General features: G+C 63.3%; 14 protein-coding genes. 10 read left to right on the forward strand and 4 right to left on the reverse strand.

Features of this window, described 5'->3' with window-relative positions; genetic code table 11:
* Nucleotides 1–19: 19 nt before the first annotated feature.
* Together pqqA and MTR72_RS25575 are read right to left on the reverse strand one after the other, a co-directional pair.
* The gene (gene pqqA / locus MTR72_RS25570) at nt 20–100 is read right to left on the reverse strand and encodes a pyrroloquinoline quinone precursor peptide PqqA (RefSeq protein WP_035663753.1); all 81 of its coding nucleotides are present in this window, start codon (nt 98–100) and stop codon (nt 20–22) included.
* Between the two features lie 181 nt (nt 101–281).
* A complete protein-coding gene (locus MTR72_RS25575) occupies nt 282–668 on the reverse strand; it encodes an EF-hand domain-containing protein (protein WP_280969506.1) in 387 nt (128 codons plus the stop codon).
* 171 nt (nt 669–839) lie between these two features.
* On the opposite strand from MTR72_RS25575, the gene MTR72_RS25580 reads away from it, so the two are divergent.
* From MTR72_RS25580 to MTR72_RS25595, 4 genes are all read left to right on the forward strand, one after another.
* Nucleotides 840–1,100 (forward strand): hypothetical protein, encoded by a 261-nt coding sequence (locus tag MTR72_RS25580; RefSeq protein WP_280969505.1) that lies wholly within the window; start codon nt 840–842, stop codon nt 1,098–1,100.
* Nucleotides 1,101–1,343: 243 nt separating this feature from the next.
* Entirely contained in the window at nt 1,344–3,008 is a 1,665-nt protein-coding gene (locus tag MTR72_RS25585; protein WP_341511463.1) for a methanol/ethanol family PQQ-dependent dehydrogenase, read from the forward strand.
* Nucleotides 3,009–3,017: 9 nt separating this feature from the next.
* Entirely contained in the window at nt 3,018–3,374 is a 357-nt protein-coding gene (locus tag MTR72_RS25590) for a c-type cytochrome (RefSeq protein ID WP_341511464.1), read from the forward strand.
* Nucleotides 3,371–4,312 (forward strand): substrate-binding periplasmic protein, encoded by a 942-nt coding sequence (locus tag MTR72_RS25595; protein WP_280969502.1) that lies wholly within the window; start codon nt 3,371–3,373, stop codon nt 4,310–4,312. The genes MTR72_RS25590 and MTR72_RS25595 overlap by 4 nt, the downstream gene beginning before the upstream one ends.
* A gap of 446 nt (nt 4,313–4,758) precedes the next feature.
* Here MTR72_RS25595 and MTR72_RS25600 read toward each other — a convergent pair whose 3' ends face one another.
* Nucleotides 4,759–5,727 carry a helix-turn-helix domain-containing protein gene (locus tag MTR72_RS25600; RefSeq protein ID WP_280969501.1) on the reverse strand — a complete coding sequence of 323 codons (969 nt, stop codon included), beginning with the start codon at nt 5,725–5,727 and terminating at the stop codon, nt 4,759–4,761.
* Nucleotides 5,728–6,243: 516 nt separating this feature from the next.
* On the opposite strand from MTR72_RS25600, the gene xoxF5 reads away from it, so the two are divergent.
* From xoxF5 to MTR72_RS25630, 6 genes are all read left to right on the forward strand, one after another.
* Complete coding sequence (gene xoxF5, locus MTR72_RS25605) at nt 6,244–8,049, forward strand: lanthanide-dependent methanol dehydrogenase XoxF5 (RefSeq protein WP_280969500.1); 1,806 nt, start codon at nt 6,244–6,246, stop codon at nt 8,047–8,049.
* Nucleotides 8,050–8,161: 112 nt separating this feature from the next.
* Nucleotides 8,162–8,650, forward strand: a complete 489-nt coding sequence (locus tag MTR72_RS25610; protein ID WP_280970915.1) for a c-type cytochrome, methanol metabolism-related — start codon at nt 8,162–8,164, stop codon at nt 8,648–8,650.
* A 63-nt stretch (nt 8,651–8,713) separates the two neighbouring features.
* A complete protein-coding gene (locus tag MTR72_RS25615) occupies nt 8,714–9,823 on the forward strand; it encodes an S-(hydroxymethyl)glutathione dehydrogenase/class III alcohol dehydrogenase (RefSeq protein ID WP_341511465.1) in 1,110 nt (369 codons plus the stop codon).
* A 33-nt stretch (nt 9,824–9,856) separates the two neighbouring features.
* Nucleotides 9,857–10,420 carry an S-(hydroxymethyl)glutathione synthase gene (gene gfa / locus MTR72_RS25620; protein WP_280969498.1) on the forward strand — a complete coding sequence of 188 codons (564 nt, stop codon included), beginning with the start codon at nt 9,857–9,859 and terminating at the stop codon, nt 10,418–10,420.
* Nucleotides 10,421–11,048: 628 nt separating this feature from the next.
* Nucleotides 11,049–11,501 (forward strand): (2Fe-2S)-binding protein, encoded by a 453-nt coding sequence (locus MTR72_RS25625; protein WP_341511466.1) that lies wholly within the window; start codon nt 11,049–11,051, stop codon nt 11,499–11,501.
* A 2-nt stretch (nt 11,502–11,503) separates the two neighbouring features.
* Nucleotides 11,504–13,816: a xanthine dehydrogenase family protein molybdopterin-binding subunit gene (locus MTR72_RS25630; RefSeq protein WP_341511467.1), complete on the forward strand. Its 2,313-nt coding sequence runs from the start codon at nt 11,504–11,506 to the stop codon at nt 13,814–13,816.
* A gap of 198 nt (nt 13,817–14,014) precedes the next feature.
* Here MTR72_RS25630 and MTR72_RS25635 read toward each other — a convergent pair whose 3' ends face one another.
* Nucleotides 14,015–15,742, reverse strand: a complete 1,728-nt coding sequence (locus tag MTR72_RS25635) for a methanol/ethanol family PQQ-dependent dehydrogenase (RefSeq protein ID WP_341511468.1) — start codon at nt 15,740–15,742, stop codon at nt 14,015–14,017.
* Nucleotides 15,743–15,808 lie beyond the last annotated feature (66 nt).

Raw genomic sequence — 15,808 nt, forward strand, 5'->3', positions numbered from 1 at the left:
GGCAGGTCGTCAGGTGGTCTTACTTGCGCGAAGCGCAGGCGTACATGTTGATTTCCATGCCCACCGACACTTCCACGATCTTCGGAGCTTTCCAAGCCATTCGGGGTCTCCCAAGGTATTGAGCGCGACATCGCGCGGATCGAAACCTAGGGCTGCGTCGCGCGCAGTTCAAGCCTGGATTCGAGCGTCGAACACAGTGACGCAAATCTTTGCGCGAGATAGTTCCCTCTCGGTCAAACGACCTTCGCTCTCGGTCAAGCCGCAACGCGAGAAGCGCGCGCTCAGCGCAACAGCCGCAGCAACGCGCGCCCGGCGCGCGATCTCAATTCCTTGGCGTCCAGCGTGCCGTCATTATCCGGATCGGCAGCCTTGAAGCGCTGTTCGACCACGGCGAGGTATTCATCCAGCGTGAGCGTCCCGTCGTGATCGGGATCGGCGGCCGCGAGCTCCTTCGCCGTCAACCGTCCGCGCAGTTCGCGCGCATCGAGCGTGCCGTCATGATCGGGATCGAGCCTTGCGAACAGCGCAGCGGCAGCTTTCTTCACCTCGGCTAGGTCGAGCGTTCCGTCATTGTCGGTGTCGAACATCTTGACGGCGGATGCCGACCAGGCCGGGCCGGCGAGCAAAGCGGCAGTCAACGCAAGTGCAATGGAGCGGCGCGATATCATCAAAAACCTCCCTGGCGGAAAAGCCCCGCGCTAGGCGGGATCGCGACAGCATAAGTCCGATAGCGGGGGCTGGTCCACGCGCATGCGCAAACTTGACGGATTTCGGGTGGATCGCCGGCCCGCGCCAGCGCCTTATTGCGGATATTGCATGTTGCACCAGCGAGGCCGCCCATGAAGCTCTTGATCCAAATGCCATTGTGCTGCGCCGTTGCGATTTGCCTCATCTCGCCCGCCGCGGCGCAGGGCGGGACTCTTTCCAAACCCATGCCTTCCAAATCCATGCCGCCGGCCACGGCCAAGGTCCTGACTGGCAAGGAACGGCTCGGGCCCAAATGGACGGACGAGCAGCGTATCGACAATTGCAATGTGCCGCCGGACAAGCGCGGAACCAAGCCGCGTCCGATTCCATGCCGGGACCATCTGACCAACTAGATTCGCGAACAGTGCGCAACGCGACACGCAACGCGCGTTGCGTCATGCCGCGGAATGCGCCAGCGCCTCAACGCAAGTGGGAGTCGCAAGTGGAGTCGATCGTCGAAAGGTTTACTCAAGGTAACTGGCATCTGGCGTGCAACAATTCGGCACGGCACTTTCGACTTTCGTATTGACGCGTTTTGCTTTCCGACGGAGTGTTGCTCCCGCAGCGTCAAAGGACGCGCATATTGGGAGGGACGGATGAAACGCTTTGCGATGGCCGCGAGCCTCGTCATGCTTGCATCGACGTGTGCGGACGCACAGACCACCGAACAACTGGTCAAGGGTGCGACCGACACATCGAATGTTCTCAACTACGGGATGGGCTACAACCTCCAACGTTTCTCGACGCTGAATCAGATCAACAAAGACACCGTCAAGAACCTCGTCCCGGTCTGGAACTACAGCTTCAACGACGATCGCAGCGAGGAGTCGCAGCCGCTGGTTTACCAGGGGGTGATCTACGTGACGGCACATAACGCGACCATGGCGGTCGACGCCAAGACCGGCAAGCAGATCTGGAAGAGCAAGATCGAATATCCCGCCGAGACACCGCGCATCGTCTGCTGCGGCATCATCAACCGCGGCGCAGCGCTCTACGACGGCAAGGTGTTCCGCACCACGCTCGATGCCAATGTGATCGCGCTCGACGCCAAGGACGGCAAGGAGCTGTGGCGGCAGAAGGCCGCCGACATCAAGGAAGGCTATTCGATGACGGTCGCGCCGCTGGTTGCCGACGGCGTCGTCATCACCGGCATCTCCGGAGCCGAGTTCGGCACCCGCGGCTTCATCGACGGCTGGGATCCCGCAACCGGCAAGCATCTCTGGCGCACCCATTCGATCCCCTCGCCGGACGAGCCCGGCGGCGATACCTGGAAGGGCGACACCTGGAAGCTCGGCGGCGGCTCGACCTGGATCACCGGCTCTTACGATCCCGAGCTGAACACCGTCTATTGGGGCATCGGCAATCCCGGACCATTCAATTCGGCGGTGCGCCCCGGCGACAATCTCTACACTTGCTCCGTACTGGCGATGGATCCCAAGACCGGCAAGATCAAGTGGCACTACCAGTTCTCGCCGAACAATCCGTTCGACTATGACTCCGTGGCCGAGATGGTCCTCGCCGACATGAATGTCGAGGGCAAACCGACCAAGGTGCTGATGGATGCCAACCGCAACGGCTTCTTCTACGTGCTCGATCGCACCAACGGAAAGCTGCTCGCGGCCAATCCTTACGTGAAGGTCAACTGGGCGACCGGCATCGACATGAAGACCGGACGGCCGATCGAGACCGACGTCAGCAAGGACGCGCGCGATGGCAAGAAGGTGACGGTCTATCCGTCGATTCTCGGCGGCAAGAACTGGGAGCCTATGTCGTTCAATCCGCAGACCGGGCTCGCCTACGCCAACACGCTCGCCTTCGGCGGCAGGTACAAGACTGAGCCCGTCACCTTCAAGCAGGGTGAATGGTATCTCGGCATGGACTTGACCGACCTCTGGGAGTTCGGTGACGGCGCGCGCGGCCATCTCAAGGCGATCGATCCCTTGAGCGGCAAGGCGAAGTGGGAGGCGCCAGTCGACATCCCGCGCTTCTCCGGCGTGCTGTCGACCGCGGGCGGTGTCGTCTTCACGGGCGCGCTGACCGGCGAGTTCGAGGCCTTCGATGCCGACACCGGCAAGAAGCTCTGGCAGTTCCAGACCGGCTCGGGCATCGAGGGACAGCCGGTGACCTGGCAGCAGGACGGCGTGCAATATGTCGCCGTCACCAGCGGCTATGGCGGCGTCTACTCGCTGTTCTCCGGCGACGAGCGGCTCGCGAAAGTGCCGCCCGGCGGCTCGCTGTGGGTCTTTGCGGTCAAGCAGTAACGGCAAGACGTGCTGAGAAAGGTATCTCACAAGACGGCGGCGACCCTCGCCGCCGTCGCGGCGCTCACGGTCGCGCTTGCGGCGACCGCCCGTGCCGCGGATGAATCAAGCGGCAAGCCCGTGCAGGCGCAGCTCGACCACGGCAAGTCGACCTATGCCGAGAAATGCTCGCACTGCCACGGTCCCAATTTGATGAACTCCGGCACCATAACGCCGGACCTGCGCACCTTCCCCGACGACAAGACGCGCTTCGTCACAACGGTGAAGAACGGCAAGAACAACAAGATGCCGCCGTGGGGCGACATTCTCAGCGAGGACGAGATCATGGACCTCTGGGTCTTCATCTCGAGCCGGAGACGACAATGAAGGGGCGGCTTGCGGCTTGCGCACTGGCTTTGGCGCTGTCGGGTCTCGCCCTCCCTCCCGCAAAGGTCGCAGCGGCCGACGCGCCGCCGCTCAAGATCTGCCTCGACGAGGATCGGCCGCCGCTGTCGGTGCATCGGCGCGGCAAGCCGGATGCCGGCTTCGACGTGATGCTGGCGCAGGCGATCGCCGACCGGCTGGGACGGCCACTGAAGATCCAGTGGTTCGAGAGCAAGTTGGATGAGGATTCGAGCCCGCAGCTCGAGGCCAATGCGCTGTTGTCCGACGGACGCTGTTCGCTGGTCGGCGGCTACGCGCTGACGACTGATTCGCTGGTCGTCCCTGGCATGAAGACGGCGCGTCTTCCGGACTTCGATGGCGCCACACGCGAGGACCGGCGGCGCCGCGTCCCGCTAGGCGTGCTCCTGCCGAGCCAACCTTACGTCTATTCGCCCATGACGGTGGTGCTGGGGCCGAAAGCGCGCGACCGCAGGATCAGCGATATCGGCGATCTCGCCGGCCTTCGTCTCGCGATCGAAAGCGGATCACTTGGCGACGCCATCCTGATGACCTTCGACAAGGGACGCCTGATCGACAGCATCACTCATCTCGTTCCCGGCCGTGACGACCTGCTCGGCGCGCTCAACCGCGGCGACTATGATGCGACGCTGATCGACCTCGGCCGCTTCGACGCCCACCGCGCCGCGCATCCCGATACGGCGATCACGGCCTCCGGCTACTACTATCCGATCGGCGCCAATCGCGGCTATGTCGGGCTCGCCAGTGACCCTGACTTGATCACCGTTGTCGACAAGGCGCTCGGCGAGCTCGCCGCCGGGAGTAGGATCGCCGAACTCGGCAAGCAGGCAGGCCTCACCTACCTGCCGCCGCGCGAGCCCGCGGTCCTCGGCGACGTCTGGACCAAGATTATCCAGCGGTGAAGCTCGCTCCCGTCACTCCCATTGCGCAATAGCGCAATGGGGGCGCCCGAAGAGCGAGCCCGGAATGACGATGGATGCGGCCGGAAAACGAGCGCAACCGCATCGACCGGCTCGGCGTCTCCTCGTTCTCCGCTGTCATGCCCCGCGACCCGGCTACGCCAAGGCTTCGCCCGCCTTGCGGTCTTGGGCCGCCGAAGCTTTGGCGAAGGCGGCAGGCAGGGCATGCAGCACGCCGCGGCTTTTCCCTACATTCACCGACCCTGGAATACTGGATCGCTCGCCCGGTCGAGCCGGGCGATGACAGTGAGAATGTGGCGCGGCCGTTGCACTCGTCCCGAGGTAGTGAGGCACGCGCAGTCTCTTGACCTCGAGTCGGCCTGCGCCCAAAGCGAAACGCCCGCCTGCGAAGGCGGGCGCACTGAGCGGTCGAACGGCGCCGCGCGGGCCTAATGCTCTTCCGAGGAAACGGCGTTCTGCTGCGCCTTGTGGATCGACGACGGCACCACGCCGAAATACTTCCGGAACACCCGGCTGAAATGCGATGAGCTGGAGAAGCCCCAGGAGAAGGCGACGTCGGTGATGGTCTTGCCGCCGTGGGCCTCGAGCTCCTGCCGGCAGTTCTGAAGCCGCGCCTGCCAGATATAGTCGCTCACCGTCGTGCCGCGCTCAGAGAACAGCATGTGCAGATAGCGTTTGGAGCAGCCGAGCTCCGCCGAGATCTGGTCGATGCACAGATCCGGATCGCGCAGATGCTCGCGAATGAAGAACTGCGCGCGCACATACATCGCCTCGGGCCCGACCCGATCGAACAGCGTGTCGGCCTCGCGGAGCGGCAGCAGCAGAAGATCGATCAGCGAATCGGCGACGCCGACCGCGCTGTTCGCCGACAGCTTCGCCGCCTCGTCGAAGGTCGCGTGAACAAAATCATGGGCGATCCGACCCGTACCCGTGCGCGCCGACAGCTTGCAGGCCGGCATCCGCTGTGACGGGAAGCCGCGATCGCGGAGCAGCGCCTTCGGCACGATCACCACGTCGTGCCGCGTAAAGGCGGGGCTGATGATCGAGTGCGGGCAAGAAACGTCATAGGCGATGATGTCGCCCGGGTTGAGCTCGATGTGACGGCCCTCCTGCTCGAAATAGGACACGCCATATGTCTGAAAATGAATCTTGATGTAGGGATGTTCGTTGGCTTTGGCGCGCGCGAAGGTGTGCGCGATGCGATGCTGGCTCACCTCGATCTGGCAGAGCTTCAGGCGCGAGACCGTGGTGTAGTCGATGCGGCCCTCAAGCGAGGACGCCTCCAGCGGATCGACGTCGAAGTAGCCGCACAGGCTGGTCAGCCCATCGATCCAACTCTGGATCTGCTTCTTCGGCGTCAGTCCGGTCGTCGAGAGCGTGTGGATTGTGTCGGACATGATCCAGCCACTGGTTTCACCGGGAGATACGGCGCGAATCGCGACCGGCATCCGCCGGAGCCCTCAGCCGTGATTGCGCGACGTTTACCTCAAATTTGGGTCGTCTTTTGGGGCAAGCGCCCTGCCCCACTGCCACCCTTGAGAATAATCCTCCGCCTTAGTTGCAGCGCCGTCAAGGGGAACCTGAGCGCAGAAAACCTGCGGTCGGACATAGCAGAAGCCGCTGAATTCGCTACTGCAAAATCAAAAACTTCGCGTCCGTGCGCTGTCGAGCAAAGCGGCTTCTCTCTTGGGCAAGTTTCCCGATGACGAAGTGGTTAGGAATTGCGGCAGGAACAACAAGAAACGGGCCGCAAGCGAAACGCAGACCCGTGGCTCATACCAGGAGGAGGAAACACTACAGCATCGTTTCTGGTCCCAACCGTGACCGCCCTGCACGAGCAGACGCTGGACGTCAAAGCCCAGTGGTTAGGCAATGCTACGAAAACGATAAACGAGACCTAGGAGGAAATGACTATGCGCAAGGTGCTACTGGCGACCTATCTTGGCTCCGCGGCGGCTCTCGCTGTCGGCAGCGCTTCAGCCAATGACGAGCTGATCAAGATGTCGCAGAACCCGAAAGACTGGGTAATGCCGGCAGGCGATTACGCCAATACCCGGTACTCCAAACTGAATCAGATCAACGCACAAAATGTCGGCAAGCTCCAGGTCGCCTGGACTTTCTCGACTGGCGTGCTGCGTGGCCACGAAGGTGGCCCACTGATCATCGGCAACGTGATGTACGTTCACACCCCGTTCCCGAACAAGGTCTATGCTCTTGACCTTTCCAACGAGAACAAGATCATCTGGAAGTACGAGCCGAAGCAGGACCCGAACGTCATCCCGGTGATGTGCTGCGATACGGTCAACCGCGGCCTGTCCTATGGTGACGGCAAGATCATCCTGCATCAGGCCGACACCAACCTCGTCGCGCTCGACGCCAAGACCGGCCAAGTCGCCTGGACGGCCACGAACGGCGATCCGAGCAAGGGCCAGACCGGCACGTCGGCGGCGCTGGTGGTGAAGGACAAGGTGCTGGTCGGCATCTCCGGCGGCGAGTTCGGCGTGCAGTGTCACGTCACCGCCTATGACCTAAAGTCGGGCAAGCAAGTCTGGCGCGCCTTCTCCGAAGGCCCGGACGATCAGATCAAGGTCGATCCCGCCAAGACGACCGCGCTCGGCAAGCCGATCGGAGCTGATTCCTCGCTGAAGACCTGGCAGGGCGATCAGTGGAAGATCGGCGGCGGCTGCACCTGGGGCTGGATGTCCTACGATCCCGCTCTGAACCTCGTCTATTACGGGTCGGGCAATCCCTCGACCTGGAATCCGAAGCAGCGTCCCGGCGACAACAAGTGGTCGATGACCATCTTCGCGCGCGACGCCGATACTGGCATGGCCAAGTGGGTCTATCAGATGACGCCCCACGACGAATGGGACTATGACGGCGTCAACGAGATGATCCTCACCGATCAGAGCATCAACGGGCAGCCGCGCAAGCTGCTGACGCACTTCGATCGCAACGGCATCGGCTACACCCTTGATCGCGAGAGCGGCGAGCTGCTGGTCGCCGAAAAGTACGATCCGAAGGTGAACTGGACCTCCGGCGTCGACATGGACAAGAACTCGCCGACCTATGGCCGTCCGAAGGTGCTTGATGCAGCTTCGACCGACAAGGCGGGCGAAGACCACAACGTGAAGGGCATCTGCCCGGCCGCGCTCGGCACCAAGGACGAGCAGCCGGCGGCCTACTCGCCGGAAACGCAGTTGTTCTACGTGCCGACCAACCACGTCTGCATGGACTACGAACCGTTCAAGGTGAGCTACACCGCGGGCCAGCCCTATGTGGGTGCGACGCTGTCGATGTATCCGCCGCAGGGCGAGACCAACATGGGTAACTTCATCGCCTGGGACGGCAAGACCGGCAAGATCGTGTGGTCGAACAAGGAGCAGTTCTCGGTCTGGTCGGGTGCGCTCGCAACCGCCGGCGGCGTGGTGTTCTACGGCACACTGGAAGGCTACCTGAAGGCGGTCGACGCCAAGACCGGCAAGGAGCTCTACAAGTTCAAGACTCCTTCCGGCATCATCGGCAACGTCCAGACCTATGAGCATGGCGGCAAGCAGTACGTTGCCGTTCTCTCCGGCGTGGGCGGCTGGGCCGGTATCGGTCTGGCGGCAGGTCTGACCGATCCGACGGCCGGTCTCGGCGCAGTCGGCGGCTATGCGGCACTCTCGAACTACACGGCTCTCGGCGGCACGCTGACCGTGTTCTCGCTGCCGAACTAGCCTCAACCCTGTATCGTCCCGGCGCGTGGATCAACTCCACGCGCCGGCTCGTCTCCACCGAACGCGCTCGAGGAAAAATCACTTGCGAAAAATCTGCTGTGCCATTGCTGCGATGATCTTCGTCGCGTCTGGAGGAATTGCCGTCGCGGACGGCTCGGGCGATCCGGCCGCCGTCAAACAAAACGAAAATGGTGAGTGGCTCGATAAGGAGGGAAACCCGACCTACAAGGTCACCGAGGGGTCCGTCGACTGGTACACCTATTCCGGATACCGCCGCTATCACTCGGACTGCCATGTCTGTCATGGCCCGGACGGAATGGGCTCGACCTACGCCCCGGCGCTGAAAGATTCGCTGAAGACGATGAGCTATGCCGACTTCCTCGGCGTCGTCGCCTCCGGCCGCAAGAACATCTCGACCGCGCAGGAGAACGTGATGCCGGCCTTCGGCGATAATCCGAACGTCGCCTGTTACATGGACGATCTCTACGTCTATCTGCGCGCGCGTTCCAACGAAGCCTGGGGCCGTGCGCGGCCCGGCAAGCATGAGGACAAGACTGACGCCTATACCAAGGCCGAAGACTCGTGCATGGGCAAGAAATAAACGTTTGGAGTCTGCCCGAGACGTGAAGTCTTGGCGTCTCCATGAGGATTTGAGGAGTTTACGATGAAGACACGTGCCGCCATCGCTTTCGAAGCGAAGAAACCACTCGAGATCGTCGAGGTCGATCTGGAAGGTCCGAAGGCTGGCGAAGTCCTGGTCGAGATCAAGGCAACTGGTATCTGCCACACCGACGCCTACACGCTCGACGGCTTCGACAGCGAGGGAATCTTCCCCTCGATCCTGGGCCATGAAGGTGCCGGCATCATCCGCGAGATCGGCGCTGGCGTGACCTCGGTTAAACCGGGCGATCACGTCATCCCGCTCTACACGCCGGAATGCCGGCAATGCAAAAGCTGCCTCAGCCAGAAGACCAATCTTTGCACCGCGATCCGCGCCACCCAGGGCAAGGGCGTGATGCCTGATGGCACCAGCCGCTTCTCCTACAAGGGCAAGCCGATTTACCACTACATGGGCTGCTCGACGTTCTCGAACTTCACGGTGCTGCCGGAGATCGCGGTGGCGAAGATCCGCGAGGACGCCCCCTTCGACAAGAGCTGCTACATCGGTTGCGGCGTCACCACCGGCGTCGGCGCCGTCGTCAACACGGCCAAGGTCGAGCCGGGCTCCAACGTCGTCGTGTTCGGCCTCGGCGGCATCGGGCTCAACGTCATCCAGGGCGCCAAGATGGCCGGCGCAGACAAGATCATCGGCGTCGACATCAACGACTCCAAGGAGGAGTGGGGCAAGAGGTTCGGCATGACCCACTTCGTCAACCCGAAGAAGGTCACCGGCGACATCGTCCAGCATCTCGTCGGCCTGACCGACGGCGGCGCCGACTACACCTTCGACTGCACCGGCAACACCACGGTGATGCGCCAGGCGCTGGAAGCCTGCCATCGCGGTTGGGGCACCTCGATCATCATCGGCGTCGCCGAGGCCGGCAAGGAGATCGCCACGCGTCCGTTCCAACTCGTCACCGGGCGCAACTGGCGCGGCACCGCCTTCGGCGGCGCCCGCGGCCGAACCGACGTACCGAAGATCGTCGACTGGTACATGAACGGAAAGATCCAGATCGACCCGATGATCACCCACGTGCTGAAGCTCGAAGACATCAACAAGGGCTTCGACCTGATGCACGAGGGCAAATCGATCCGTTCCGTCGTCGTCTACTGAACCAGAAGCATCATCCACAAGGAGGATCGTCCCATGACAGTTGCACTCCACCCCTCGATCGACAACGGCATCAAACAGGGCAGCGGCAGCTTCGCCGGCGGCACGCTGGTCTGCAAATGCACGGACCATCCGGTCAAGGTCGGCATCAAGGGCGACGTCGCCCACAACCACGCCTGCGGCTGCACCAAGTGCTGGAAGCCGCAAGGTGCGACGTTCTCGGTCGTCGCCGTGGTGCCGCGCCAGAACGTCACCGTGCTCGAGAACGGCGACAAGCTCCAGATTGTCGACCCTTCCGCGGTAATCCAGCGCTACGCCTGCAAGGCCTGCGGCACGCACATGTACGGCCGCATCGAGAACAAGAACCATCCGTTCTACGGCCTCGACTTCATCCATCCCGAACTGTTCCAGGAGCAGGGCTCGCAGGCGCCGCAATTCGCCGCCTTCGTCTCCTCGGTGATCGAATCGGGCGTGAAGCCGGAGCAGATGGCGGGCATTCGTTCGCGCCTGAAGGAAATCGGGCTCGAGCCCTATGACTGTCTGTCGCCGCCTTTGATGGACGCGATCGCAACTCACGTGGCGAAAGCCAAGGCCGCCTGAGGCCATCAGACGTTGGCCACGCCGTCCGGCCGCTGGTCCCGACCACCACCAGCGCGCCGGACGGCGAGGCTCCAAGATTGCGGCGGCGTGGCTCCGCCCATTTGCACTGGCGAGGGCCATTGGCTCCCCTCAGTCCTGGTCTCTGAATGACTGCGCAGCGCCGCCAACTTCCCGCTTGAAGTCCGTGCGTGCGTTGCGTTTCTCCCTCCCTCGACTGAGGCATCCTGCTTCGTCCGCACAGTCCCTCTGGCGGACGAAGCTTTTTTTTGCTGCAACCTGCCGCTGCAAAGGCCGCGCGGCACGCAGCGCGCAGCGCTCCCGCCCTGCTTTTGCCAAATCGCGGATACAATCTGTTCACGTCAAGCACACCCGGCTGTGAATGCCGGTCCGGCCCGATCTCTGATATGAGTCGCGGCGTCACGATGCCGCGCGAAATTCAATCAAATAAGAACGAAAACGGGAGATTTCGAGCACATCCAGACATCGCCAGTCGCATAGCGACCTCCTCCCGGGACCTGCCCGCGCGAGGACAACAGGTCGGATGCTGGCGAGACAACGCACGGAGCCGGCGTCGACCGACGTCGGCGCAATCCAAAATCGACATGCTTATGAAGAGCGAGGGACGATCATGATCAAGGTGAAGATCAACGGCCAGGAACAGAGCTGGGACGGCGACCCGGATCTCCCGCTACTCTGGTTCCTGCGCGACGAGGCCGGGCTGACCGGCACCAAGTTCGGCTGCGGCCAGGCTTTGTGCGGCGCCTGCACTGTCATTGTCGACAAGGAGGCCGTGCGCTCCTGCATCACCTCGATCAACGACATCGCCGGGCGCGAGGTCACGACGATCGAGGGGCTGCATCCGACCGGCGATCATCCCGTCCAGAAGGCCTGGCGCCAGGTCAACGTTCCCCAATGCGGCTTCTGCCAGGCCGGCCAGATCATGCAGGCCGCTGCGCTCTTGATGGACAATCCAAAACCGTCGCATGAGCAGATCCGCGAAGCGATGTCCGGCAACATCTGCCGCTGCGGCTGCTACCAGCGTATCGAAAACGCCGTGCATCTCGCATCGACGGGGGTGTGATCATGAATTTCATCGACAATCCCCGGAAGCTTCGTGGCTTCGAAAAGCACATCAAGGTCGAGAAGATCTCACGCCGCAGCATCCTGAAGGGACTCGGAGTCACCGGCAGCTTCGTGCTTGCCGCACCCGTGATGTCACGTCAGGCCTTCGCCTATGAGACCGGCGCGGGAAAGATGCCGCACGGCGTCGTGGTCGATCCGCGCGTCTTCGTCGCGGTCGCGCCCGACGGCATCGTTACCATTCTTGCCCACCGAGCGGAGATGGGCACCGGCGTGCGCACCAGCCTGCCGCTGATCGTGGCCGAGGAGATGGAGGCCGACTGGTCGAAGGTCAAGGTCGAGCAGGCCCACGGCGATGAGGTCAAGTTCGGCAACCAGGACACCGACGGCTCGCGCAGCACGCGGCACTATCTGATGCCGATGCGCCAGATCGGCGCCTCCGCCCGCGCCATGCTGGAGCGGGCTGCGGCCAAGCGCTGGGGCGTACCCGCCACGGAGGTCAAGGCGGTCAATCACGAGGTGATCCACAGCGCCAGCGGGCGCAAGCTCGGCTTCGGCGAACTCGCGGCCGACGCCGCCAAAGAATCGGTGCCGAGCACCGAAGACCTCAAGCTGAAGGACCCCAAGGACTTCCGCTATCTGACCAAGGGCCAGATCGGCATCGTCGATCTTCGCGACATCACCACGGGGAAGGCGCGCTACGGTGCCGACGTGCGACTACCCGGCATGAAGTATGCCGTGATAGCGCGCCCGCCGGTGACCGGCGGCAAGCTGGTCTCGTTCGATCCCGATGCGGCCTTGAAGGTCCCCGGCGTCGAGAAGGTGATGCAGGTCCGCGGCTGGCCGTGGCCGACGAAATTCCAGCCGCTTGGCGGCGTCGCGGTGATCGCCCGCAACACCGGCGCGGCGATCAAGGGCCGCGACGCGTTGAAGCTGACCTGGGACGACGGCGCGAATGCCAAGTACGACTCGGCCGCCTACCGCAAGGAGCTCGAGGACGCCTCGCGCAAGCCGGGCCTCGTCGTGCGCAAGGAAGGCGACGCGGATGCCGCGCTGAAGAGCGCGGACAAGGTCGTCGTCGGCGAATACTACCTGCCCCATCTCGCCCATGTCAGCATGGAGCCGCCGGTCGCGGTCGCCGACGTCAAGGGCGACAAGGCCGAGATCTGGGCGCCGGTGCAGAGCCCCGGCGGCACCCGCGAGGACGTCGCCAAGACGCTCGGCATCCCCGAGCAGAACGTCACCGTCAACGTCACGCTGCTCGGCGGCGGCTTCGGTCGCAAGTCGAAATGCGATTTCGCGCTCGAGGCCGCGCTGCTGTCGAAGGAGCTCGGCACGCCGGTGAAGGTGCAATGGACGCGTGAGGACGACGTCCGTCACGACTTCCTGCACACCGTCTCGGTCGAGCGGATCGAGGCTGGACTGGACAAGAGCGGCAAGGTGATCGCGTGGCGCCACCGCAGCGTGGCCCCTAGCATCGCCTCGACCTTCGCCGCCGGAACCGTCCACCAGGCACCGTTCGAGCTCGGCATGGGCCTCGTTGACATGCCCTTCGAGATCGCCAACGTCTCGTGCGAGAATCCGGAAGCGGCCGCGCATACCCGCATCGGCTGGTTCCGCTCGGTCTCGAACATCCCGCGCGCCTTCGCGGTGCAGTCGATGGTCGGCGAGATCGCGCATGCGACCGGCCGCGACCAGAAGGAGACGCTGCTCGCGCTAATCGGCAGCCCGCGGATCGTCATGCCGGAGGTGAAGGACCTCTGGAACTACGGCGAGCCCTATGACAGCTACCCGATCGACACCGCACGCCTGCGCAAGGTGGTCGAGCTGGTCGCCGAGAAGGGCGAATGGGGACGCCAGGTGCCGAAGGGCCACGGCCTCGGCATCGCCGTGCACCGCAGCTTCGTCAGTTACATCGCGACCATCGTCGAGGTGGCCGTCGACGATAAGAGCAAGCTGACGGTGCCGCGGGTCGACACCGCCATCGATTGCGGCACCTACGTCAATCCCGAGCGTATCCAATCGCAGATCGAGGGCGCGGCGATCATGGGTCTCAGCCTCGCCAAATATGGCGAGATCACCTTCAAGGACGGCAAGGTCGAGCAGAAAAACTTCGACGACTTCCAGGTCCTCAGGATGGATGAGTCTCCGCTGGTGACCAACGTCTACATCGTGCCGCCCGGACCCGACACGCCACCGAGCGGCGTTGGCGAGCCCGGCGTGCCGCCCTTCGCCCCTGCGCTGATGAACGCCATCTTCGCCGCGACGGGCAAGCGCATCCGCAACCTGCCGCTCGGCAAGCAATTGGAGGCGTAGCCCTCGCACTTTTGCGCGTGGGCGTTCGCACGTCGTCACGAGGCTTGCCGTCTTCGCTGAAGCTTCGCCGGCCTAGCACTGAAAGCCCGGCGAAGCCTTGGCGGAGCCGGGTCCCGGATAGCAGAATGCGGCGGACGTTGCCGTCCGCCGCATTCGCTCGCCCCCTGCGCGCTCCGCTTCCTTCGATCCGCCGCGGAGCTACTTCTTCAGTGCAAAGACCCAGATCACACCGCCCTGCGGCACGTTGGATTCGATGCCGATATTGTTGGTCGCCAGGGCATCCTGGATGCGCTGCGCATCGACGCCCCAGCCGGACTGGATCGCGATGTACTGCGTGCCATCGACCTCATAGGACACCGGCATACCCATGATGCCGGAGTTGGTCTTCTGCTCCCAGAGCAGCTCGCCGGTCTTGGCGTTGAAGGCGCGGAAGTAGCGGTCGTTGGTGCCGCCGGCGAAAACGAGATCTCCGGCGGTCGCCGTTACCGAACCGAACAACTGCGACTTCGGGAACTTATGCTGCCACACCTTCTTGCCTGTGGCGGGATCCCAAGCCTGAAGCTCGCCGAAGTGATCCGCACCGGGCTTGGCCTTCAGGCCGATGTCTTCCGGCTTGGTGCCGAGCCAGAGCTCGCCGGGTTTCAGCGCAATCTTCTCGCCGGTGAAGCCGCCGCAGAAATTCTCGTTGGCGGGCACGTAGACGAGTCCGGTCTTCTGGCTGTAGGCCGCCGACGGCCAGTCCTTGCCGCCCCAGAGCGACGGACAGAACTCGACCCGCTTGCCGATGACCGGCTTGTGCGCGGGATCGACGATCGGCTTTCCGCTCTCGGGCTCGATACCCTTCCAGACGTCGGTGGAGACGAACGGCCAGCCGGCGACGTAGTTGATCTTGGTCGGCGTGCGCTCGAGCACCCAGAAGATCGCATCGCGGCCCGGATGGATCAGACTCTTGATGTTGCGCCCATCGCGCTGCAGGTCGACCAGCATCGGCGCATCGACCTCGTCCCAGTCCCAGGAGTCGTTCTGGTGATACTGGTGATAGGTCTTGATCTTACCGGTGTTGGGATCGAGCGCGAGCACCGACGAGGTGTAGAGATTGTCGCCGGGATGCATCTCGCCGGGCCACGGCGCGGCGTTGCCGACGCCCCAGTAGATCGTCTTGGTGTCCTTGTCGTAATTGCCGGTCATCCAGGCCGAGCCGCCGCCGTTCTTCCAGTCATCGCCTTGCCAGGTGTCGTGACCGGGCTCGCCTTGGCCGGGGATGGTGAAGGTGCGCCACAGCTCCTTGCCGTCCTTGGCGTCATAGGCCGCGACGTAGCCACGCACGCCGAACTCGCCGCCGGAGCCGCCGACGATGACCTTGCCGTCGACGATGAGCGGCATCAGGGTCATGTACTGACCCTTCTTGTAGTCCTGCACCTTGGTGTCCCACACCACTTTGCCGGTCTTGGCGTCGAGCGCGACGACGTGATCGTCGGTGGTGGCGAGATAGAGCTTGTCCTCCCACAGCCCAACGCCGCGGCTGGTCGGATGTAGCTGGAACAGATCGTCCGGAAGCTGCCGCTTGTAGCGCCAGTATTCGTCGCCGGTCTTGGCGTTCAGCGCGATCACCTGCCCCATCGGGGTTGCCACGAACATCACGCCATTGTTGACGATTGGCGGCGCCTCGTGCCCCTCGATGACGCCGGTGGCGAAGGTCCAGACCGGCGTGAGATTCTTGACGTTCGAGGTGTTGATCTGGTCGAGCGGGCTATAGCCCTGTCCGTCATAGGTCCGCCGGTAGAGCATCCAGTTGGCGGCTTCCGGATTCTCCAGGCGCTGCGCAGTGACCGGACTGTAATTCTCGATCGGGCCGGCGCCGGCGGCGATCGGGACGAGGCAGGTGAAGGCGACGAAGCCGGACAGTAACCATTGCTTCCTGGTCATAGGACGTTTCCCCTTGATTTCATCCGTTGAATTCTTGTTGTGAATTCTTGTCGTTCTTCTCGTCAC

This window comes from Bradyrhizobium sp. ISRA442, from assembly GCF_038085055.1.
In the GTDB taxonomy this organism is placed as follows: domain Bacteria; phylum Pseudomonadota; class Alphaproteobacteria; order Rhizobiales; family Xanthobacteraceae; genus Bradyrhizobium.

What these genes read in the sequence shown, in the direction of transcription:
- MTR72_RS25585 (WP_341511463.1), top strand. Translation starts at nt 1,344, where the DNA reads ATGAAACGCTTTGCGATGGCCGCGAGCCTCGTCATGCTTGCATCGACG.
- MTR72_RS25635 (WP_341511468.1), bottom strand. Translation starts at nt 15,742, where the DNA reads ATGACCAGGAAGCAATGGTTACTGTCCGGCTTCGTCGCCTTCACCTGC.
- xoxF5 (WP_280969500.1), top strand. Translation starts at nt 6,244, where the DNA reads ATGCGCAAGGTGCTACTGGCGACCTATCTTGGCTCCGCGGCGGCTCTC.
- gfa (WP_280969498.1), top strand. Translation starts at nt 9,857, where the DNA reads ATGACAGTTGCACTCCACCCCTCGATCGACAACGGCATCAAACAGGGC.
- MTR72_RS25595 (WP_280969502.1), top strand. Translation starts at nt 3,371, where the DNA reads ATGAAGGGGCGGCTTGCGGCTTGCGCACTGGCTTTGGCGCTGTCGGGT.
- MTR72_RS25610 (WP_280970915.1), top strand. Translation starts at nt 8,162, where the DNA reads ATGATCTTCGTCGCGTCTGGAGGAATTGCCGTCGCGGACGGCTCGGGC.
- pqqA (WP_035663753.1), bottom strand. Translation starts at nt 100, where the DNA reads ATGGCTTGGAAAGCTCCGAAGATCGTGGAAGTGTCGGTGGGCATGGAA.
- MTR72_RS25630 (WP_341511467.1), top strand. Translation starts at nt 11,504, where the DNA reads ATGAATTTCATCGACAATCCCCGGAAGCTTCGTGGCTTCGAAAAGCAC.
- MTR72_RS25600 (WP_280969501.1), bottom strand. Translation starts at nt 5,727, where the DNA reads ATGTCCGACACAATCCACACGCTCTCGACGACCGGACTGACGCCGAAG.
- MTR72_RS25575 (WP_280969506.1), bottom strand. Translation starts at nt 668, where the DNA reads ATGATATCGCGCCGCTCCATTGCACTTGCGTTGACTGCCGCTTTGCTC.
- MTR72_RS25625 (WP_341511466.1), top strand. Translation starts at nt 11,049, where the DNA reads ATGATCAAGGTGAAGATCAACGGCCAGGAACAGAGCTGGGACGGCGAC.
- MTR72_RS25615 (WP_341511465.1), top strand. Translation starts at nt 8,714, where the DNA reads ATGAAGACACGTGCCGCCATCGCTTTCGAAGCGAAGAAACCACTCGAG.
- MTR72_RS25580 (WP_280969505.1), top strand. Translation starts at nt 840, where the DNA reads ATGAAGCTCTTGATCCAAATGCCATTGTGCTGCGCCGTTGCGATTTGC.